19 protein-coding genes are annotated in these 19241 nt (G+C 61.6%); 16 read left to right on the top strand and 3 right to left on the bottom strand.

Annotated elements, in window-relative coordinates; translation table 11 throughout:
* Positions 1–72: 72 nt before the first annotated feature.
* The 9 genes from FQV39_RS32235 to FQV39_RS32195 all read left to right on the top strand — a co-directional run bounded on the left by FQV39_RS32235 (position 73) and on the right by FQV39_RS32195 (position 10465).
* A complete protein-coding gene (locus tag FQV39_RS32235) occupies positions 73–2130 on the top strand; it encodes an AAA family ATPase (RefSeq protein ID WP_248313574.1) in 2058 nt (685 codons plus the stop codon).
* The gene (locus tag FQV39_RS32230; protein ID WP_149134538.1) at positions 2127–2342 is read left to right on the top strand and encodes a hypothetical protein; all 216 of its coding nucleotides are present in this window, start codon (positions 2127–2129) and stop codon (positions 2340–2342) included. Before FQV39_RS32235 ends, FQV39_RS32230 begins: the two co-directional genes overlap by 4 nt.
* A gap of 72 nt (positions 2343–2414) precedes the next feature.
* Entirely contained in the window at positions 2415–3209 is a 795-nt protein-coding gene (locus tag FQV39_RS32225; protein WP_187640412.1) for a metallophosphoesterase, read from the top strand.
* A gap of 133 nt (positions 3210–3342) precedes the next feature.
* Positions 3343–3666: a DUF6634 family protein gene (locus FQV39_RS32220; protein ID WP_149134536.1), complete on the top strand. Its 324-nt coding sequence runs from the start codon at positions 3343–3345 to the stop codon at positions 3664–3666.
* Between the two features lie 6 nt (positions 3667–3672).
* Positions 3673–4047 (top strand): antitoxin Xre/MbcA/ParS toxin-binding domain-containing protein, encoded by a 375-nt coding sequence (locus FQV39_RS32215; protein WP_149134535.1) that lies wholly within the window; start codon positions 3673–3675, stop codon positions 4045–4047.
* Between the two features lie 1668 nt (positions 4048–5715).
* Positions 5716–6330 (top strand): TnsA endonuclease N-terminal domain-containing protein, encoded by a 615-nt coding sequence (locus tag FQV39_RS32210; protein WP_187640411.1) that lies wholly within the window; start codon positions 5716–5718, stop codon positions 6328–6330.
* On the top strand, positions 6327–8492 hold the full coding sequence (locus tag FQV39_RS32205; RefSeq protein ID WP_149134533.1) for a Mu transposase C-terminal domain-containing protein: 2166 nt from the start codon (positions 6327–6329) through the stop codon (positions 8490–8492). The genes FQV39_RS32210 and FQV39_RS32205 overlap by 4 nt, the downstream gene beginning before the upstream one ends.
* Before the next feature lie 126 nt (positions 8493–8618).
* Complete coding sequence (locus FQV39_RS32200; RefSeq protein WP_187640410.1) at positions 8619–9632, top strand: AAA family ATPase; 1014 nt, start codon at positions 8619–8621, stop codon at positions 9630–9632.
* Positions 9629–10465: a TniQ family protein gene (locus tag FQV39_RS32195; protein ID WP_149134531.1), complete on the top strand. Its 837-nt coding sequence runs from the start codon at positions 9629–9631 to the stop codon at positions 10463–10465. Before FQV39_RS32200 ends, FQV39_RS32195 begins: the two co-directional genes overlap by 4 nt.
* A 90-nt stretch (positions 10466–10555) precedes the next feature.
* Here FQV39_RS32195 and FQV39_RS32190 read toward each other — a convergent pair whose 3' ends face one another.
* Positions 10556–11833: a DUF6035 family protein gene (locus FQV39_RS32190; RefSeq protein ID WP_149134530.1), complete on the bottom strand. Its 1278-nt coding sequence runs from the start codon at positions 11831–11833 to the stop codon at positions 10556–10558.
* A gap of 178 nt (positions 11834–12011) precedes the next feature.
* Between FQV39_RS32190 and FQV39_RS32185 the strand changes: the two genes are divergently transcribed.
* From FQV39_RS32185 to arsB, 7 genes are all read left to right on the top strand, one after another.
* Positions 12012–12326 (top strand): ArsR/SmtB family transcription factor, encoded by a 315-nt coding sequence (locus FQV39_RS32185; RefSeq protein WP_149134670.1) that lies wholly within the window; start codon positions 12012–12014, stop codon positions 12324–12326.
* A gap of 51 nt (positions 12327–12377) precedes the next feature.
* Entirely contained in the window at positions 12378–13775 is a 1398-nt protein-coding gene (locus FQV39_RS32180) for an NAD(P)-binding domain-containing protein (protein ID WP_149134529.1), read from the top strand.
* A complete protein-coding gene (locus tag FQV39_RS32175) occupies positions 13775–14998 on the top strand; it encodes an MFS transporter (RefSeq protein ID WP_149134528.1) in 1224 nt (407 codons plus the stop codon). Before FQV39_RS32180 ends, FQV39_RS32175 begins: the two co-directional genes overlap by 1 nt.
* 29 nt (positions 14999–15027) lie before the next feature.
* Positions 15028–15789, top strand: a complete 762-nt coding sequence (gene arsH, locus FQV39_RS32170) for an arsenical resistance protein ArsH (RefSeq protein ID WP_149134527.1) — start codon at positions 15028–15030, stop codon at positions 15787–15789.
* Between the two features lie 54 nt (positions 15790–15843).
* On the top strand, positions 15844–16215 hold the full coding sequence (locus FQV39_RS32165; protein ID WP_149134526.1) for an ArsR/SmtB family transcription factor: 372 nt from the start codon (positions 15844–15846) through the stop codon (positions 16213–16215).
* Positions 16216–16302: 87 nt separating this feature from the next.
* Positions 16303–16728 carry an arsenate reductase (glutaredoxin) gene (gene arsC, locus FQV39_RS32160; RefSeq protein ID WP_149134525.1) on the top strand — a complete coding sequence of 142 codons (426 nt, stop codon included), beginning with the start codon at positions 16303–16305 and terminating at the stop codon, positions 16726–16728.
* 5 nt (positions 16729–16733) lie between these two features.
* Positions 16734–17804, top strand: coding sequence for an ACR3 family arsenite efflux transporter (arsB, locus tag FQV39_RS32155; RefSeq protein ID WP_149134524.1), 1071 nt, complete (start codon positions 16734–16736; stop codon positions 17802–17804).
* A 4-nt stretch (positions 17805–17808) separates the two neighbouring features.
* Here arsB and FQV39_RS32150 read toward each other — a convergent pair whose 3' ends face one another.
* Positions 17809–18687, bottom strand: a complete 879-nt coding sequence (locus FQV39_RS32150) for an arsenate reductase/protein-tyrosine-phosphatase family protein (protein WP_149134523.1) — start codon at positions 18685–18687, stop codon at positions 17809–17811.
* Positions 18684–19202, bottom strand: a complete 519-nt coding sequence (locus FQV39_RS32145) for an arsenate reductase ArsC (RefSeq protein WP_149134522.1) — start codon at positions 19200–19202, stop codon at positions 18684–18686. The genes FQV39_RS32150 and FQV39_RS32145 overlap by 4 nt, the downstream gene beginning before the upstream one ends.
* Positions 19203–19241 lie beyond the last annotated feature (39 nt).

Here is a 19241-nt window from a genome sequence, read left to right as displayed (position 1 = left end):
ATGTCCAAATCGCCCTCTCCTGCCCCCTCAATCGCGGCCCGCCCTGATCTCCTGGCGAGAGCCTACCTCGACATGCTGGCGCGCGAGGAAGGCGCCATGGTGAAACCGATGCTGCGCAGCAATCAGGCCGATGCCATCGAGCACCTCTTGGATGATCTGGATGGTGGAAGCACGGACAACAACCGGCTCGTTCTGCGTCCTGATCTTGCAGCCGTCGCTGTCCTGGTGGCGAGAGCAATCGAGGCAGAACCAGGGCTGGCCCGACGGCTGCGCCGCGAAGCCCCCATTGTCATCCTGGCAACGCACGCACCGGACACGGTCCAGATGGCCGAGGACGTCATCACGCGTTGTGCGCTGGCGACCAATGCGCGGGTGTTAGGACCTCAGAGCAACCTGCAATCAACTCATCGAGACGGTGCCGTTCTGCTCGTGGCCCGCGATGGGACGAGCAAGGACGACCGGCCCGAGAAAGGCAATCAGGCCGTCTCCTCCGCGCTTCACCTTCGCCTGCCGATCATCGGCATTGCGCCGGATCCGGCTCGACACCTTCCGCACGCTCTCCAGCGAACCGTCGAACACAAACTCGCTTTGCCCGGGTTCGATACAAGCGCGCTGACGCTCGTCATCGAGGCCGTCGCGGGGACGACGCCGACAAAGACACTCGATCCCGACCTCGTTCGCCTGATCGAGTTCGAAGATCTACCGCTCGCGATCCGCTCCTATCGGACCGCGGATCAATGCATCGAAGCGCTCGACGAGATCGTGCGCAGGAAGGGTGAACACCTCGGCCCCGGCCCCTCGCTGGAGGAGCTTGAAGGCTACGGCAAGGCAAAGGACTGGGGACTGGAGTTGGCCAAGGACCTGGCTGACTTCAAGGCCGGGCGTCTCGCATGGGAGGACGTCGATCACAAGGGTCTCTTGCTCTCAGGACCTCCTGGCGTCGGCAAGACCCAATTTGCGCGCGCTCTCGCCAAGACGGCCCGCGTCCCCCTAGTCGCGACGTCCGTCGCGCAATGGAACAGCGCCAGTTATCTGTCCGGCACCCTCCAGGCGATCCGTCACGCCTTTGCTCAGGCGCGTCGCCAGGCACCCTCCATCTTGTTTATCGACGAGATCGATGGAATTTCGGATCGAGCGCAGCTCCGTGGTGACTACGTCGAGTACTGGAGCCAGATCGTCAATCTGCTTCTGGAACTGCTCGCCGGTGTCGAGGAGCGGCCCGGTGTCGTGGTGATCGCTGCAACGAACCACCCGGACAAGATAGACGCCGCCATCAAACGCGCCGGTCGCCTCGATCGGGAGATCGTCATCGAGAAGCCGGATGTTCAAACGCTGGCTCGAATCCTCCGATATTATCTCGGACCAGAACTGTTGGCCGGCATCGATCTGATGCAGCTGGCCATCGCCAGCCAGGGCGCCACCGGCGCCGACGTTGAGGCTATCGTCCGCCGGGCCAAGGGGGCGGCCCGGCGCGAGAGGCGTCAGCTCGGAATATCGGACCTGCTGAGCGAGATCAGGAATGGGCAGCCATCCATTTCGCCAGAGCACCGCCGGCGCATCGCCGTTCATGAAGCCGGTCATGCCGTCGTGGCCCGGGAGCTGCGCACGGGAGAGATTCTTGGCCTTTCGGTTCACGATCTCGGCGGCACGCTGCATATCGAAAACAACATCGCGGGCACCGCGACGTTGGCGCGCCTCAAAGATGAGATGGCGGTGCTACTCGCAGGGCGAGCTGCCGAAAGACTCGTGATCGGGGAGCCCAGCATCGGCTCGGGCATGCTCGCAACCTCCGATATTGGACGCGCCACGGGCCTCGCCTGCGCGATCGAAGCACGCTGCGGTATGGGTCAATTCGGCAGCGTCTACATCGAGACCGCGAACGATTTTGCCAACATCCCTGGGTTGCTCACCGCTGTCCGGAAGCAGCTCGACCAAGCCGAGGAGAGAGCAACGCATATCCTGATCGATCGCATGGCAACGTTGCGAACCGTCGCGGACGAGCTCGAACGGCGTGGATATCTCTCGGGTGATCAAATCGAGCAGGTCATTGGCGATGGTGGTGGCCAAGCGAAAGCCACTCCGCCGGCCGATGGCGCCGTAGCGGATCGGCGTTTCGGGAGCTCGCCGTGATCCACCCTGACCGCGACCCGCCCAACGACGAGCAGGCTGACGCCGAGATGGAAATTCAATGCTTCCTCGAAGCCACTGATGAGCTCGCAGCACTCTTGGAAATGGAGCGCGGTGCAATCATCGGGGCGCTCACGATCGTCATTCAGAAGCAAGCAGAGCTCGAACGGCTGAAACGCCTGGTCACGGCGCCGGTGCGATCCCGAGCCCGCTGAGCGGGATCCTGAGGCCGCCTGCCGAAACACATGGGGCGTGACCATCGCCTTCCAACCGAGAGGAACGCCACGATGCGCCTGTTGGTGCTTTCGGACATTCACCTGGAGTTCGGGCCGTTCGCGTTTCCGGAAGATCTGGGAGAGTTCGACGCTGCCGTTTTCGCTGGCGACATCGGCCGACCGATCACATCAGCAATCAGATGGATTGAGCAGCAGACGGAGGGCCCTCTTAAGGGCCGTCCGACGATCTTTGTGCCGGGCAATCACGAATTCTACTACGATGAGATCTATTCCGCCGTGCGCGCCGGTCGCGGACTGGCAGAACAGTGTGGAATTCATATGCTGGCGCCCGGCTGCGTTGTGGTTGACGGCGTGCGCTTTATCGGAGCCACTTTGTGGACCGACTTCAATCTGTTCGGGAAGTCACGGGCCGCCCGTTTGGCTGCTCGACACGCGATGAACGACCACCGTTTGATCCACATCGTCGACGGCAGCAGGAAGGCTTTCACCCCGGAGCATGCCGTCGCAACTCACCGAAGCGAGCTGACTTTCATCGCGACGCAGCTCAGCGAACCTTTTGGTGGCGCGACAGTGGTCGTCAGCCATCACGCCCCCCACCCCGGGTCAGTCCAGCCAAAATTCCGTGGTGACCATTTGGCACCGGCCTATTGCTCGGATCTCTCGGCGCTCATCGAGCAGTATCAGCCCGCACTCTGGATCCATGGGCACGATCATGGTTCGCACGACTATCGCGTCGGCCAGACGCGCATCCTTTCCAATCAAGCCGGCTACCCCAGGCGCGGTGGGAACAGGGAAAATCCGAACTTCAATCCTCGGCTCATCGTCGAGGTCGTGAGCTCTGCCTGAACCCGGAGCGTCGCAGAGCCCATTGTAACGGATCCACCATCACCGCGGCGGGCCGGGTGCCGACCTCCGATTGGATGATGCTTCTCGCCCTGTTGCGCAAGCTCGAACTCCATCAAAACAGGATCGGGTGGAAATGCAGACACTGATCGAAAAGCTCCGGTCTGCTCAGATCGACCTGCGCCGCCTTCGCGAAGGATGGCGCCCTACTGAGTCTGATCTCACAGATGCCGCCGGGCTTGAGGAGTGGATCCCGGGCGTCGACGCGCAGAACGGCCTTATGATCCTGATAGGCGAGTCGATCGCTCATCCAATTCTCGGCGATCGCCTCATCACGACCAGCCCAGTTATCTGGGTCAGTGAAGATCGAACAATCGCCCGCACGCTCAGCCGCTGGTATCGGCTCGGACGGTGCGCATTGCCGACCGCCGACGAGCCTTCGTCGGGCCCCCAATTTTAAAAGGTGATGTTCACTCCCAGAGAGCTGGAGATCGCGGCGAGCGCGGTCGTGAGGTTGTTCCGAAAATGGGATCTCTCCGATGGAACCGCATGTCAGATCTTGGGCAATCTCGCGCCCGAAACCTACTCTGCGTGGCAGCGCTCCGATTTCGGCCAAATCGATCAGGACGTAGGCATCCGGCTGTCACTGCTGATTGGCATCCACAAATGCCTTCGCACGCTCTTCAAGGACCCAGAGCGGGGCTATTCCTGGATAAGAATTGCTAATTCCGCCTTCGATCACCTGCCTCCGCTGGAAGTCATGGCCAAAGGAGACATCGCCTCGCTCGCCTACGTTCGAGCGCGCCTTGAAACCATGATGACTGACGTGTCGTCGTGGTGACGAAAGCGTAGAGCGCCGGGGATCGAAAATCGATTGATTCCAGTTTGCTATCAGGCGCTTCGCCATTCATCTCAGAACCGGCGTAATGGCTGACCACGCAACACGATTTTCAAGCGAGCTATCGAGAGATGGTGGCAAGGTCGGTTGACCCGCCAATAACCGTGAAAGATCCGGCTTGCCCTCCACGAACCAAATTGCGGCTACAGCTGGGCAAAAAGACCGAAATCAGCCGCCAAAAGGGACCAAATCATCAAGATCCTGACCGACGTTAATGTGCCTTCAAAACCGCTGTTCAAGCACGTTTCAAGGATCTCGATCTGTGGCCGCGGAGCAGCACAGTGCGACCGCTGTAAGATATTGATAACGCACAGAATTATGACCATCTCGCTAGGATATTTGAGCCGACCTTAAACGTGAATGGCAAGGACTAATTCCATTGAATGCAAGGAATGGCCACGCATACCTCGTAGCGGCGGCTCGAAGGCCTGAGCGGAAGCAATTTTTTGAAGGACAAGTAGTTCTCCAACAAGAATTGAGAATTGAGTCCTTGAACTCATGAAGGAATTCTCGAATTTGAGTGTAATGGAAGGGAGCGACCTACCTCATATTTGCACGAATCAAGAAGCGCATATAAAATCCATGCACTGAACGCTGATTCTGAAGGATTGAATTGATCCGAGGAACGCGGTGAAGGGGGCTCACAACACCCTCCACCGCGCTGGCCTAGGATAGCCACAGAGCGATGACGTTCTTCGCAGAGGTGGCTTCGTCACAACAAGCAAGCTGGGAGAACCCAAAATGACGAAACCATAGAGATCAAAATCTCTAGCGCTCGGCGAACAAGGCTCGGTCCTTTTGAAGGGCGGAATTCACCACGCTTCGCGCCGAATCATACACAAACCTCACGGAATCTCAACCGATTTACGATCGGAGGAGCGATGAAACACGCCTGTAATCTGGACGAAGCATCGAAGCGCAACACTCAAGGTAAGGCGGGGGCAAAAACGAGAGCGCGGAGGGTAATCAAGTCCCCTCTCCCGTGGCTCCATCCGGTCGAAGACCCCCGAGAGCTATTTGATTACGACGAGATGTACGTCGCTATTGCATCTCCCGATCGCTTCGTTCCCCTGAGCAGATTGAGAGTGGAATTCGGCTACAACGACACAGTCTATTTCGTTTAAGTCCGGCCGAATAAATCAAATATAACCAAAAAAGACGTTCCGAGCGGCAACTCGGAACGTCTTTAATAGATGCCGCTCCACTCCACGCAAGGGCGACGAGCGGCTTTCAGAACCCGGCATCCGCCGGCCCGTCACTGGTAACCCAGCGACGATGTGATGCTGCGCGCGATTGCTGCACCTTGCAAGGGCCAATTCAACCGCATCACATCGCGCTGGCGTGCCTCAACCGTGTACGTCAGCAATGTCCGATGACCATCCCGACCACGTTTCGGCGCACACGTATCCCGTCCGGTACCGCGAGCACGCGTGCGGACGGATTGAGTCCGATCCCGTCACACCCCGCAAGTCGCCTGCGCCTCTCCAAGAGCCGAAGAGCCCGGCGAAGAAGCGCGCCCGTCGCCGCAATCCGCGCCATGAACTGATCCGCGGGTCAGAGGTTCGCAAAATCCGCCACCGCGGCCGGACAGGATATGCGGGCGACGTTCCCATGACGCGCCTGCGCGGAAAAGTCGTCTCCGGCGACAGCTGTCTCGAATTCGATTTTGCGCTCGCGACCGACGCGCAGGACGACGACATCGTCAACATGATCGCCCAGCCTTTCGAGCTGCAAATCAACCTGGAACGTCGTCGGACTTCGTGGACGCCAGACTTCCTTATCGAGCGCCGGGCTGGCCCCCGAGAACTCGTGGAAGTGAAGCCGCTTGCAAAGATCCGTCCCCCGGACCCGGACAAGTATGCCGAAGCGAGGGGGCGGCTCGAGGCATGCCGCGCGGCAGCGGAAGAAGCTGGGTACCTCTTCCGGCTCGTGACCGAGCAGGAGATACGGATCGAGCCGATGCTCTACAATGCACGGCTGATCCACCGGCATAACGGCCCCTTCGCTGACAATGCGCTGCTGCTGAAAGCTGTTCTCGCCCTTGGGACATTGGGACCCTGCCCCACGGTCTCCGACCTGGGCGCGGTCGTTGGCCAGCCGTCCGCGGCGATCGAGCTCGCGATCCGACTCGACCGTCTGGGTCACCTTCGACTCGACAGGACGAGGCGGATCGGCCGCAGCACCGTCTTCGAACTAGTTGGCGCGTCCGCGGAGGTGAAACGATGAGGACGCATATCGCACCGCCGCGCCTCACCCCGGGAAGCAAGGTCCGAATCTTTGGTCGCTGCTATATCGTCGGCGAAACGACGGCCAACGGCCGGATCTTCACGGCAGCCGATGACGGAAGCGAGATGATGCTGAGCTTCGGGCGACAGCTCGAAATGATGCGGCGCGAGCAGCTGACGACCGACGCGCGATATTCCGCCCTCTCGACCGATGTTCTGGCGAACTTGCAGCGCGATTGGGGGAGCTTTTCGGAGTCTCAGAAACTCACCGCAACGGCGCGCCACGCGTTCGTTCGCGCGATTTTCGACTTGCCCCTGGCTCACAGGGACAAGAGCGCGATCGTTCTGCCCGTTCTTCAAAGCGCAGCGGACAAAGAGCCGGGCAATCTGATCGAGGTGCCTAACTTCCGGACTGCCAGGGATTGGTATCTGCGTTGGGTGGCGGCTGGTTGCGATGTGCGGGCCCTCGTTCCGAACCTCGCGGCGCGTGGAGATCACGAGGCTCGCTACGAGCCGTGGATCTACGAAGAGATCAACAAGGCGATCGATCAAACTTACGCGTCCCCGTTCAAGAACAGCGTCCGCCAGACCCTGCTGCGCGCACGCACTCTCATTCGAATCCGCGCCGCCGACGAGCGACTTGCTCTGCCTGGAACCAGCAAGGAGGTGATCGGACGTAAGGTCGTGGAATCTGTCCTCGCCAAGCGCGGGAGATGGGAGATCCTGGTCAAACGAGAAGGGCGGGCGGAAGCGGAGCGGCTTTTGCGCCTGACAGGGGCTGGCCCCACGGGTGAGTATCCGCTTGCAGAGGTCGAGGCCGACCATACACCGCTTGACGTCATGGTCATGGAAGGAGGCGTCGTTCTCGGCAGGCCTTGGCTCACCATGCTCATCGATCGCTTCTCGCAGATGGTGCTGGGCTTCTCGATTTCCTTCGTTCCACCGTCTTGGGTCTCGGTCATGGAAGCTCTGCGACATGCCGTCCTGCCCAAGGACGAGGAACTTCAGCGCTGGGCGGAGTACGACGGAGAGCCATTCCAGTTCGACTGGCCATGCTTCGGGGCGCCCGATGTCCTCATCGTCGACCAGGGATCTGAATTTCTCTCGGCTTCGATGGCCGCGACCGAAGCAGCCCTCAACATGAGGCTGCTCCAGCTGCCGAAAGCCAGCGGCGACAAGAAGGGCACGATCGAGGGGCAGTTTCACCGCCTCAATCGCGAACGCATGCATAGTCTGAACGGAACGACGTTCTCGAACCCTCAGAAACGCGGCAAATACAAATCACAAGACGACGCGATCTTCTCACTCAATGATGTTCGGTACGTCGTCATCAGATGGGTGGTCGATACACATAACCGCACTCCCAATTCCAGGACCAACAAGATTCCTGCCGAGCTGTGGCGGGAGGGGATGGACGAGGTTGGCCAGAAACCGGCGCCGCCTAAGGAACTCATCGCCCCGCTCGTCGGAAAGGTCGTTTCCTGTAAGCTGCGCCGGGAGGGCGTCCGCCACAAAAATCTGCGTTGGAACTCGAACGCTTTCCGCGCTCTGCGAGAAAGGATCGGACGGTCTTCTGACGTCCTGATCCGCATCGATCCTAAGGATCTCCGAAAGGCCTACGTCCTCGATCCAGACACACATGCTTGGATCGAAGGCGACCTGATGGCCGAGCGCTCGATCGAAAACATGACGCTCAGCCAGTACGAGTTTCTCAAGGAGAGAACTGACGATGCACGGGTCGTCGATGAGGACTACGAGCTAAAGCTCGCGCGCGGCAGCCAAGCTCAGTTCGATTTTGTCGAAAAGCGCCGGCGCCAGAACGGCGTCATTCCGAAGCCGATCGCGGCCTTCATCACGGAAGGGTCTCGGGCGGTCGAGCACATTCATGGTGAACGCCACGATCCACAGGCCAGTGCGCAGGCGGTCGGAACCCACAATCTCGATGGGCCCGTTCTTTCCCCTGCTCCGGATCCGAACGGCCCGTATCGCGATGCCGTGCTGCGGCCCGTCGACCCGTATCCAAAGCGGGATGAGACAGGGCGCTATCCCGGGGATTGGCAGCCCCCTCCCCCCATCGCGCTTTCAGCGCCTGCCGCATTGCCGGAACCAGATGTGCAGCCCCTGCCATCTCCCCAAACCTATGTCGGCCGACGTCGCCGATGACCAACTCGAAAGCCCCCCTCCATGCAGCCCCTTATTGAGCGCGCCACCGCGAGGCCTTTGCGATCCCACCACTGGAGCGATGCTTCCATTTCCCAGCGTCTTAGCCACATCGGAAAGTTCGTCGCCGTGACGCCCAGCCTGCAGAGCTCGATCTCCTTTATTCAGACGTTGATGGCCAGCCATCTCACCGCCCCAGAAGGTGAGATCGCATTCCTGCTCGGTGAAACCCGCGCTGGCAAGACGACGGCGATCAACGAGGTGATCGCGGAAACGGCGGAGGAAACCGGCGGCCAGATAGTAAGCCAGCTTCTTGATGACCAGCGCGATTCCGAGGCGATGGTCTCGGTCCTGGTGAAGACGCCGAACGGGTGGGAGCGTCCCATCGTCAAGATCTACGTGCCCAAAGCCCCGACATTCAACGGCCTGCTGAACGACGTGTTGCTCGCCTTCGACATCAAATTGCCGAGATCCGCGACGTTCGCCGAGCGGCAATTGGCACTCGGCCGCCAATTGAAGGGCCAGGCGACCCGCCTCGTGGTATTCGACGATACCCAGCACATCTGCGAGAAGGGCAAAACCTCCGCCGCCTACGAGGGAGCGGACGTCTTCAAGGTTCTGGCCAAGACGGGCCAAGCTCAAGTTCTGTGTGTCGGTCTTGAACACACCATCGAGATCAAGGACGCCAATCCTCAGGCCGAGTGGCTCGGCGGCGAAGTGCATGTCGTCAGACCACACGACATTACGGCAGAGCGGAGCTCGTCGCTCGCAACCTATTGCGCGACCCTGAACAAGGAATTGCCTTTCGATACGCCGAGTGCCCTTGGGGAGCCCGACGTCTTTCTGCCGCTCGGCACGTACTGCGATGGTTATGAAGGCCGCATCGCCACGATCGTGCGCTTGGCGGCGCGCTATGCGATCGAGCGCAATCTGCCCAGCCTCAACCGACTGGTCTTCGAAAACTACCTGCGCGACAAACTCCTGATCGCCGATCAGGAGAATCCATTCCGAATGACCACTGAGGAGCTGGAAACGCTCCCGGCTCTGGTGGCCGCGGCTCGGAAGGATCGCATCGTCAGCGCCGAAAAGCGACGTTCACGGGGGAAGCGAAACCGGACCGCGTTCGGAGCCCGCGGCCTGTGAGCTCAACTGATCAGTTGTCGTGGGCGCCACCGCGCTGGACACCAGTGCTGCGCTCCGAGGAGCCGGCGCACGGCTTATACCTTCGTCTGTGCGACACCAATGGTCTCGCCAGGAGCGCCATAATGCGAACCCTGACCGGAGTGCGTTGCGAGAGGGTTTGGAACGGCCGTGATCTACATGCGCTCGCCGAGATTTCCAAATGCCCGATGGCTGACCTCGAACGAAGCGCTTTTCGGGGCGGCTCAGGCCGAGCGATCCGCGTGCGCGAGCACGTCCTTGACTCCAGAGACGATCTTTTGAAGTCGCCGCGAAGGTTTTGCCCTGACTGCCTCAACGAGTCTCATCATCATCGCTTCTGGTGGGATCTCGCCTTCATCGCCACCTGCCCCCGGCATCTGCGACGGCTAGCCTCGCATTGCAGCTGCGGACGACCTCTCAGCTGGAAGGACGGTCTGCTCGCGCGATGCTTCGCATGCGACCACGGTGACGTCGCTGCGGTAGCGGTTGAAGAAGCCGACAGCGATGTTGTCGAACTCGACCGCTGGTTTCTTGCGCAGCTCGGCGTTGGCGATCTTTCCGCGAGTCCGCCAGCGCTCCACGGCTTGCAGCTTCGGCAGGCAATTCAGGTCATCGAGCGGACCGCCGTGCTCGACCTCTTGGGCTATGATGACCCGAATGCGTGGCTCTACGATCTTCATATGGATGCCGCCAAGGCACGAGCTCACGGCTTTCGCCTGATATGCGAGGGGCGCCTCGAGGCGCTTCTCGACCGTGTTCATGCCGGCAATGTAGGCGACTGGATCAAGCGTATTCGGGATAGCATGGTCCGCTAGACGCGCCCGCTGGCCTAAAGGTCATGCGCGACAGACACTATGATAGTCTCTGGACGTGCGTCGGATGACGAGCCGAGCGATGGCCTGGATCTACTTGGCTGAAGGCGCGCTGAGGATCCAATCCGGGAACAGCACCTCGCGCAATCGGCCGATTGCGCTACGACGTCCCCATTCCTTGGCACCTTCTGCCCTCATCTTCTCTTGGGCTCTTTGAAGGGCGTTCTGCATCGAATTGCGCTCAAGAAGGTGCGGCTGCCAATGCTCGATTGCCTTGCGCACGAGTGTCAGCGCTCGATGGCCGCCGTTGGAATCGAAGTCGTTCGCGATGGAAATCAGCTTGGGGTGACCAGAACCTGTGACCACTCCGGCTTCCAACGAAATCAGGAGCCTCACCAGTGAAAGGATGCAGGCCGAGCCGCTGTTCGGCCCAAACGGTGGCAGAGCCGCCTGTTCGGCGGCCTCGTTGAGCATGTCGTATGGGTCCGGCAGGCCCGGCATATGGTAATATCCACCTTGATAGGTCTTTACCCATCGCTCCTTGAAATCATCGGCCCATCGCCTCGGCCGCGCACGAGCCGCCGCCTCTGCAATCGTGACGATGCTTGAATCCCAAGGCTCCTCTCGCTCAGCGTTGTATGTCCACGCTCGCAGCCGAAAACCTCCGTCAGCTTCGCATTCCGCTATCACCTCGCTATCGACCGAGAACAACAAGCCGCCCTGGTCTGCGATGATATCTCGAACGGAGGCTCGCATCGGTCCGGTCGGGTCGAAGTTCTGCATCACCCAGAGGAGAGCCGTTCCCATCCGATCGTAGAAGGCCCGCCGGCCATTGATCCCATGCAGCGTGATGGTGGCGAGTTGGGCCTCGAGGATGACCTTCTTGCCTTCACATTCAAACTGAATGTCGGGAAAGCGGCCGAAAGGGAACTCGGAGCGCATTTCGTCAGTCGGGCGTTCGTAAGCTCCGAGGGTAACCGAACCGACGTTTGGATCGGCCTCCGCAAGCCGCGCAAGCAAAGCAACCAGGTTCTTATGTGTCTCGCCTTCCTGCCGGCCATGGAAAATTCGCGCGTTGATCTGGTCGGGGGTCAGCTTCCGTTTGACTTCCAGCGGGCATTCATACGCCCCGCGTGGCAAGTGCGACCAAAAGTACCGCGTCCCATTGAAAACGGGAGCATGCGGATAAAGCTGCTGTCCACACGCCGGGCAGGTGAACTTTAGCGGGCGACGTGTTCTCGTGCTGAGGTGGGCAGTCGCCTGGAGACGAACTGTCGAGCTTGGATCCTCCATCATCTCGGCGATGTCGGAGGCCGAGATCTTCACGTGGCGCTCGACGTCGATCGCGTAGGGAATGAGAAGCGGGCGCATCGCTGGATCCTGCCCTGATCGTGTTCTCTCGAATCAATAACCACACAATTTGTGACGGCCATTTCACCTGCTGTGTCAGTGGCCGTCCACCAGCCTAGACCGCTCGGCGTTATCTATTTCTATGATTCTAGAAATACGAATTGACTCGATGCGACGCCCGCGCCAAACTCCCTTCATGATCACGACACAGAACGCTGCTGCTCAACTCGAAGCCCTCGGCAATCCGACGCGGCTTTCGCTCTACCGTCTTCTTGTTAGGGCCGGACATGAGGGGTTGTCGGTCGGCCAGTGCCAGCAGCGGCTGGAGGTTGCGGCTTCGACGCTCTCCCATCACGTGAAAGCGCTCGTCATCGTCGGTCTGATAAGTCAGGAACGCGACGGCACGAGCCTCATCTGCCGCGCCAACTATGACCGGATGAATGCCCTCGTCGAGTTTCTCGTCGCCGAGTGCTGCGTCGACAGCCAGTGTGTCTCCAAACAAAGCGCAGCGTGAGTTGCCATGCCTACTATTTCGATATTTCTAGAATGACAGCGGGAGATGAAGATGGCAGTGAAGAGCGTCGCTATCATCGGAGCAGGGCCAGTTGGACTTGCTGCAGCTGCTCATGCGCTGGAACGTGACCTATCTCCCGTAATCCTGGAGCGCGGTCCGGCGGTCGGGCATGCCATCCGGCAATGGGCTCACGTCCCGATGTTCTCGCCCTGGGCGTTCAACATCGACAAGGCGGCGGAGCGCCTCCTCAAGGTGTCGGGCTGGACGCAGCCCGATCCCGATCGTTATCCGACGGGCGGTGACCTGATTTCCCATTACGTCGCCCCTCTTGCTGAACGGCTGCGGGATCGGATCAAGCTCAATGCCGAGGTGATCTCTGTCTCCCGGGCGGGCTTCGACAAGGCCAAGACGGATGGACGCGAGGATGCGCCATTGCTGGTGCGCTATCGCGACGGCGGTGCGCCCGCGGGCTTGGCCGTCGATGCCGTCATCGATGCGTCCGGCACCTGGTTCTCGCCGAACCCGGCTGGGGTTGGCGGCTTGCCGGCAATCGGCGAGATCGAAGCGAGCGAGCAGATTGCCTACGGGATGCCGAACATCTCCGGAGCGGCTCGATCGCGTTATGCAGGGAAACAGGTCGCGGTGCTCGGCGGAGGCCATTCGGCCATCGGCACCCTCATCGCGCTATCCGAGCTTCAGGCCGAGAATCCCGCGACCAAGATCACCTGGCTCTATCGGGGGCCGATCCTGGCGAAGGCATTCGGTGGCGGCGCCGCCGACCAGCTCTCCGCCCGCGGCGAACTCGGTCTCCAGATCGCGGATCTCGTCAAGCAGGGCCGCATCAGGACCCATACCGGCTTTCGGCTGGAACAGATCGAGCGAGATGCCGCCGGTCTGCGCCTAATCTCAAGCGACGAAAGCAATCAGGCCGTCACCGTCGACGAACTCATCGTCGCGACCGGTTTCCGCCCAGAACTGGCTCTGCTGCGCGAGCTGCGCGTCGAGCTCGATCCCGCGCTCGAATGTCCGCCAAGCCTGGCGCCGCTGATCGATCCCAACGTCCACTCCTGCGGAACGGTGCGTCCGCACGGTGCCGCCGAGCTCGCCCATCCGGAGGCGGGCTTCTACATCGCCGGCATGAAGTCCTATGGCCGAGCGCCAACCTTCCTGCTCGCGACGGGGCATGAACAAGTCCGCTCGATCGTGGCAGAACTCGCCGGCGATCACGCCGCGGCCCGGCGCGTTGAGCTCGTCTTGCCCGAGACCGGAGTTTGCAGCGCGACGCCCGGCGGGCCGGCGGCTTCGACATCGAGCTGCTGTGGAGGCCCCGCGCCTGCGGCCGTCGATGCCTGCTGCGCCGATGACGCGGTCGCCAAGCAATCCGGGAAGGCAGGATGCGGATGCTCGTCCAGCTCCCACGAAACCACCCGTGAGGCGGCCGAAGCCTGATGTCCAGTCTGTCGCTGCCTATACCCGCTCCCACCGGCGGGCGCGGTCTCGCGTTGATCACGGCGCTCGGCGTCACACAGGTCGCTGGTTATGGCGGCCTGTACTACGCCTTCGCCGTACTGGCTCCGAAGATGACCGAAAGCTTCGGCTGGTCCCCGGAGTGGACATATGGCGGGTTCGCTGCGGGGCTGCTGATCGGCGGACTTGTCGCGCCCGTTGCTGGGCGATTGATTGATCATTACGGCACCCGGCTGATGATGACCCTCGGGTCGGTGCTTGCCGGCCTCTCGCTTCTCGGCTTGGCGGAGGCGCGCGGTCCGGTTGGCTATTTCGCGGCCATGATCGCCCTGGAGATCGTTTCGACCCTCGTCCTCTATGATGCAGCTTTCACGGCGCTGACGCAGGCGCGCGGTCCAGGCGCAAGGCGCGCGATTAGCCAGCTGACCTTGATCGGGGGCTTTGCGTCGACACTGTTCTGGCCCTTGACCACCGCTCTGCTGCATTCCTTCGACTGGCGCGATATCTATCGGATTTATGCAGTGCTTCAGATCGCCCTATGCGCGCCGCTGCACTGCCTGCTGTTGCCGGACCCGGCTCACCGTGCAGCGAACCCTGTCTCATCCGCCAGCAACGCCGATGCCGCATTCGCGGGCTACCTTGAGGGAAATGCCCGACGCAACGCCTTCGCACTTCTGGCGCTATCCTTCTCGCTTCAGGGCTTCGTCGTCTCGGCCATGTCGGTCCATATGCTGACAATGCTGCAAGGGCTGGGGCTGAGCGCGGCTGTCGCTGTCAGCATCGGTGCGATGGTCGGTCCCTCCCAGGTTGCCGGGCGCCTGATCGAAATGTTGTTCGGAACCTCGATCGATCCGGTCACGACCGCCTGGACCTCGGCAGCATTGATGCCAATTGGATTTGTCCTGTTGACGATCGGCGGCACAACCGCCGCACTCGCAGGTCTTTTCGCCATCGCATACGGCATCAGCATGGGCTTGAGCTCGATCGTGCGCGGGACCGTTCCGCTGAAGCTCTTCGGTCCCGCCGGCTATGGGGCGATGCTGGGTAAACTCTCCGCACCTGGGCTTGTCGTAAAAGCTGCCGCGCCTCTCCTCTTCGCCATGCTGCTCAAACGGGCCGGATTGATGCCGAGCACGTTGCTTCTGGTTGCCCTCTCCGGCCTGGCGGCGGCTGCGATGTACGTCCTGGCGCGCAAGCTGCGCTGAACTCCGCTCCGAATATCAAGGAGAACCTCATGCCATTGCGTGAGCTGACCGATCTTTCCTCGCTTCCAGCCCTCAAGCCCGAGTTCGTGATGAGGCGGCCGGCTGAAGGGCTGCCCGACCCGTTCGGTCACCCGCCGCGCATCCTATTGCTCTACGGCTCCCTCCGCGAACGCTCGTTCTCTCGGCTTGCCGTGGAGGAGGCCGCGCGCCTTCTGACGCTGTTCGGAGCCGAGACGCGCATCTTTGACCCATCCGACCTCCCGCTGCCAGACCAGGTCAAAGGCGACGACCACGCTGCGGTCCGGGAATTGCGCGAGCACGCGCTCTGGTCGGAAGGTCAGGTTTGGTGCAGCCCCGAACGCCACGGGCAGATCACCGGCGTGATGAAAGCGCAGATCGATCATCTGCCGCTGGAGATGGGCGGCATGCGCCCAACCCAGGGGCGCACGCTCGCGGTGATGCAGGTTTCGGGCGGCTCCCAGTCCTTCAATGCGGTCAACACGCTTCGCCTGCTCGGGCGCTGGATGCGGATGGTCACGATCCCCAATCAGTCGAGCGTCGCGATGGCCTACAAGGAATTCGATGAGGCGGGGCGGATGAAGCCGTCGTCCTACTACGACCGCATCGTCGACGTGATGGAGGAACTGGTCCGCTTCACCGTCCTTCTGCGGCCGCATGCAGAGATGCTGGTCGACCGCTACTCCGAACGGAAGCAGAAGCAGATCGTCATTGATCCGACGACGGATATGTCGGCTATCGCCATCGCTCACCAGCGTCGGCGGTCAGCCTGACAGCCGCGGGTCGTTCAGCTTGTGATTCATCCATATATCCACTAATTTGGATATATGGATTCAGAGCAAACCATTCTGACGCTCGCAGCTCTTGCGCAGCAGACCCGCCTCGACGTGTTTCGCCTGTTGGTGAAGCATGAACCGGCGGGTCTGCCCGCGGGAGAAATAGCTCGCCTCCTTGCGGTGCCACAGAACACTATGTCGTCGCACCTGGGCGTTCTGGCGCGGGCCAAGCTGGTCCGAACCGAACGCCGGAGCCGCTCCATCATCTATCGGGCGAACCTGGAGGCGGTGCAGCACCTCGTCACCTTTCTGCTGAACGATTGCTGCGGCGGACGGACGGAGATCTGCGCTCCGGTGGTCGCGGCGCTCTCGGCTTGCTGCGCCTCATCATCGGTCGCGACCGAGATTGAGGAAAGCGCCTAGCCCCTCCCCCACCGGCCCCACGCCTCCCGATAGGCGGTTCCCGACTTGCCGCCGAAGCACGAAACCTCTGCGCCGGAGAGACTTCAGATGGACGTCGTCATCTACCACAATCCCAATTGCGGGACCTCGCGGAACACGCTTGCAATGATCCGGAACGCAGGGGTCGAACCGCACGTCATCGAATATCTAGAAACGCCGCCCTCACGCAGAATGGTGCGGGAACTCGTCGATCGCGCAGGTCTTTCGCTGCGCGAGGCGCTACGCGAAAAGGGAACGTCTTACGCCGAGCTTGGCCTGGACGATCTCTCGCTCAGCGATGAAGACCTGCTCGATGCAATCGAAGCCCATCCCATTCTCCTGAATCGCCCCTTCGTCGTGACGCCGAAGGGCGTCCGGCTATGTCGCCCGTCCGAGCGGGTGCTCGACCTATTGCCGCCGCAGCACGGCGAGTTCCGCAAGGAAGACGGCGAGCTTGTCATTGATTCATCCGGCCGTGTCCTCGCGGGAGCCTGAAAGCCATGTCCACCTTCGAACGCTACCTGACCCTTTGGGTCGCCCTGTGCATCGTCGCGGGTATCGCGCTCGGTCACATTGCGCCCGGTGTCTTCCAGGCGATAGGCGCGGCTGAGATCGCCAAGGTCAACCTGCCGGTGGCGGTGCTGATCTGGCTGATGATCGTGCCGATGCTCTTGAAGATCGATTTCGCAGCGCTCGGCGAGGTCGGGCGCCATTGGCGCGGCATCGGCGTCACCCTCTTCGTCAACTGGGCGGTGAAGCCTTTCTCGATGGCCGCACTCGGCTGGTTCTTCATCTCCTATCTCTTCCGGCCTTACCTGCCGGCGGATCAGATCAACAGCTACATCGCCGGCCTGATCATCCTCGCGGCGGCGCCCTGCACGGCGATGGTCTTCGTCTGGTCGAACCTGACGAAGGGCGAGCCTCTGTTCACGCTCAGCCAGGTCGCCCTGAACGATGCGATCATGGTGGTCGCCTTCGCGCCGATCGTGGCCCTGCTGCTGGGCCTCTCGGCCATCACCGTGCCTTGGGACACGCTACTGCTGTCGGTCGCTCTCTATATCGTCATCCCGGTGATCGTGGCCCAGCTCCTGAGGCGTCAACTACTGGCGAGTGGCGGCCCGGCCGCGCTTGACCGCGTGCTCGGCGTTCTCTCTCCAATCTCGCTGGTGGCATTGCTGGCAACGCTGGTGCTGCTCTTCGGCTTCCAGGGCGAGCAAATCCTGGCGCAGCCGCTTATCATCGCGATGCTCGCGGTCCCGATCCTGATCCAAGTGTACTTCAACTCGGGCCTGGCCTACCTGCTCAACCGCATGACCGGCGAAGCACATTGCGTCGCCGGTCCTTCGGCCCTGATCGGCGCAAGCAACTTCTTCGAACTCGCCGTCGCCGCGGCGATCAGCCTGTTCGGCTTCAACTCCGGAGCCGCGCTCGCGACCGTCGTCGGGGTTCTCATCGAGGTCCCGGTGATGCTTTCCGTGGTCGCGATCGTGAACCGGAGCAAAGGCTGGTACGAGCGCCACCCGGCGGTCGCCCGCGGCGCAACCAAGCGCGACGCGTCGGCATCGGCCTGAACGGCTAGGCGGCCTCCAGGGACCTGGGGGTCGCCCCATCCATCCGGCCAATGGCTTCAAGCGCCGGCGCCAGTTCGGGCAGGGTCATGCTCTCGAACGGCAGATTGACGAGAGCCGTGACCCGAGCGGTCAGGTCTCGATAGCTTTGACGGAAAGCGGCACGGCGCGCCTCGATTGGGCCGCCGACCTCTGCGGGATCGTCCAATCCCCAATGCACTCGCATCGGCGCGCCCGGGAAGGCTGGACAGGCTTCGTCGCCCGCTGAGTCGCAGACAGTGATGACGAGGTCGATTTCACGTGCGTCCGCCGCCAGGAATTCGTCCCAGGATTTTGAGCGGAAGTCGGCCGTCTCGTAACCGAGTTCTCTAAGAAGCTGGAGAGCGAGCGGGTGCGGCGCCTCATGCGGGCGGCTGCCTGCCGAGTAGGCTTGGATGCGGCCAAGCCCTTCCCGGTTCATGACCGCCTCTGCCATAATCGACCTGGCGGAGTTCCCGGTGCAGACGATGAGCACCCGCAATGGGGTGTCGGTTGCCTGCGCTTCCCTACGCGAAAGGTAGGGAGTTGCGGGCACCTCGCAGGCCGACGGGCTCTGCGAGCAGCAGGCCTCGGACAAGAAACCGAGCAAGGCGTCCGCGCGATCCGGAACCGCGGCGAAGATGATATGTCGGCCTTCTCGGCGCGAGGCCAGCAGCCCAACCTGCTCCAACGCCCCGAGATGGGTCGAAAGGGTATTGTGCGGGACAGCCAGCAGCCGACCGATGTCGCCCGCCGCCAGGCCATGCGGCCGGTAGCGCATCAACAGGCGGAAGATTTCCAGCCGGGTCGACTGGGCAAGCGCTCCCAACAAGTCGACCGCGCTGGCGGCTTCGAGGCGGATGGTCAAGCTGCGTCGTCCTTCCTTCCCAGATCGGTGCCGATCGCATTCAGCCGATGCTGTAGAGCGACACCCTCCAGTGAGGCTAGCGGCAAATTGGTGAAGATCGATATCCGATTGTTCAACATGCGATAGGCGTCGGCGAAGGCAAGCGCCTTCTGGACATCCTCGCCCACGAAGGCCGCCGGGTCAGGCAGGCCCCAATGTGCGCTCATCGGCTGCCCCGGCCAGTGGGGGCAAGGCTCGTTCGCGGCGTCATCGCAGAGCGTGAAAACGAAATCGAGCGGCGGCGCATCCGGCTTCGCGAACTCCTCCCAGTTTTTCGGACGAAACTGAGTGATGTCGTAGTTCAACGACTTCAGCAGGCGCGACGCGAACGGGTTGATCTCCTCCCGGGGATCACTTCCGGCGCTGAATCCTTTGAACTTGCCCGGCGCGACGCGACTGATGATCGCCTCCGCCATGATCGAGCGGGCGGAATTGCCGGTGCAGACAAAGAGCACGTTGAACGGAGCGCGAGCCATGGTCATCATCTCATTATGTCGATAGGTGTCGACATGATT

This window comes from Bosea sp. F3-2 (assembly GCF_008253865.1).
GTDB lineage: Bacteria > Pseudomonadota > Alphaproteobacteria > Rhizobiales > Beijerinckiaceae > Allobosea.
Note: the sequence above shows the minus strand (reverse complement) of the source record. Positions and strands in the feature narration are given on the sequence as shown.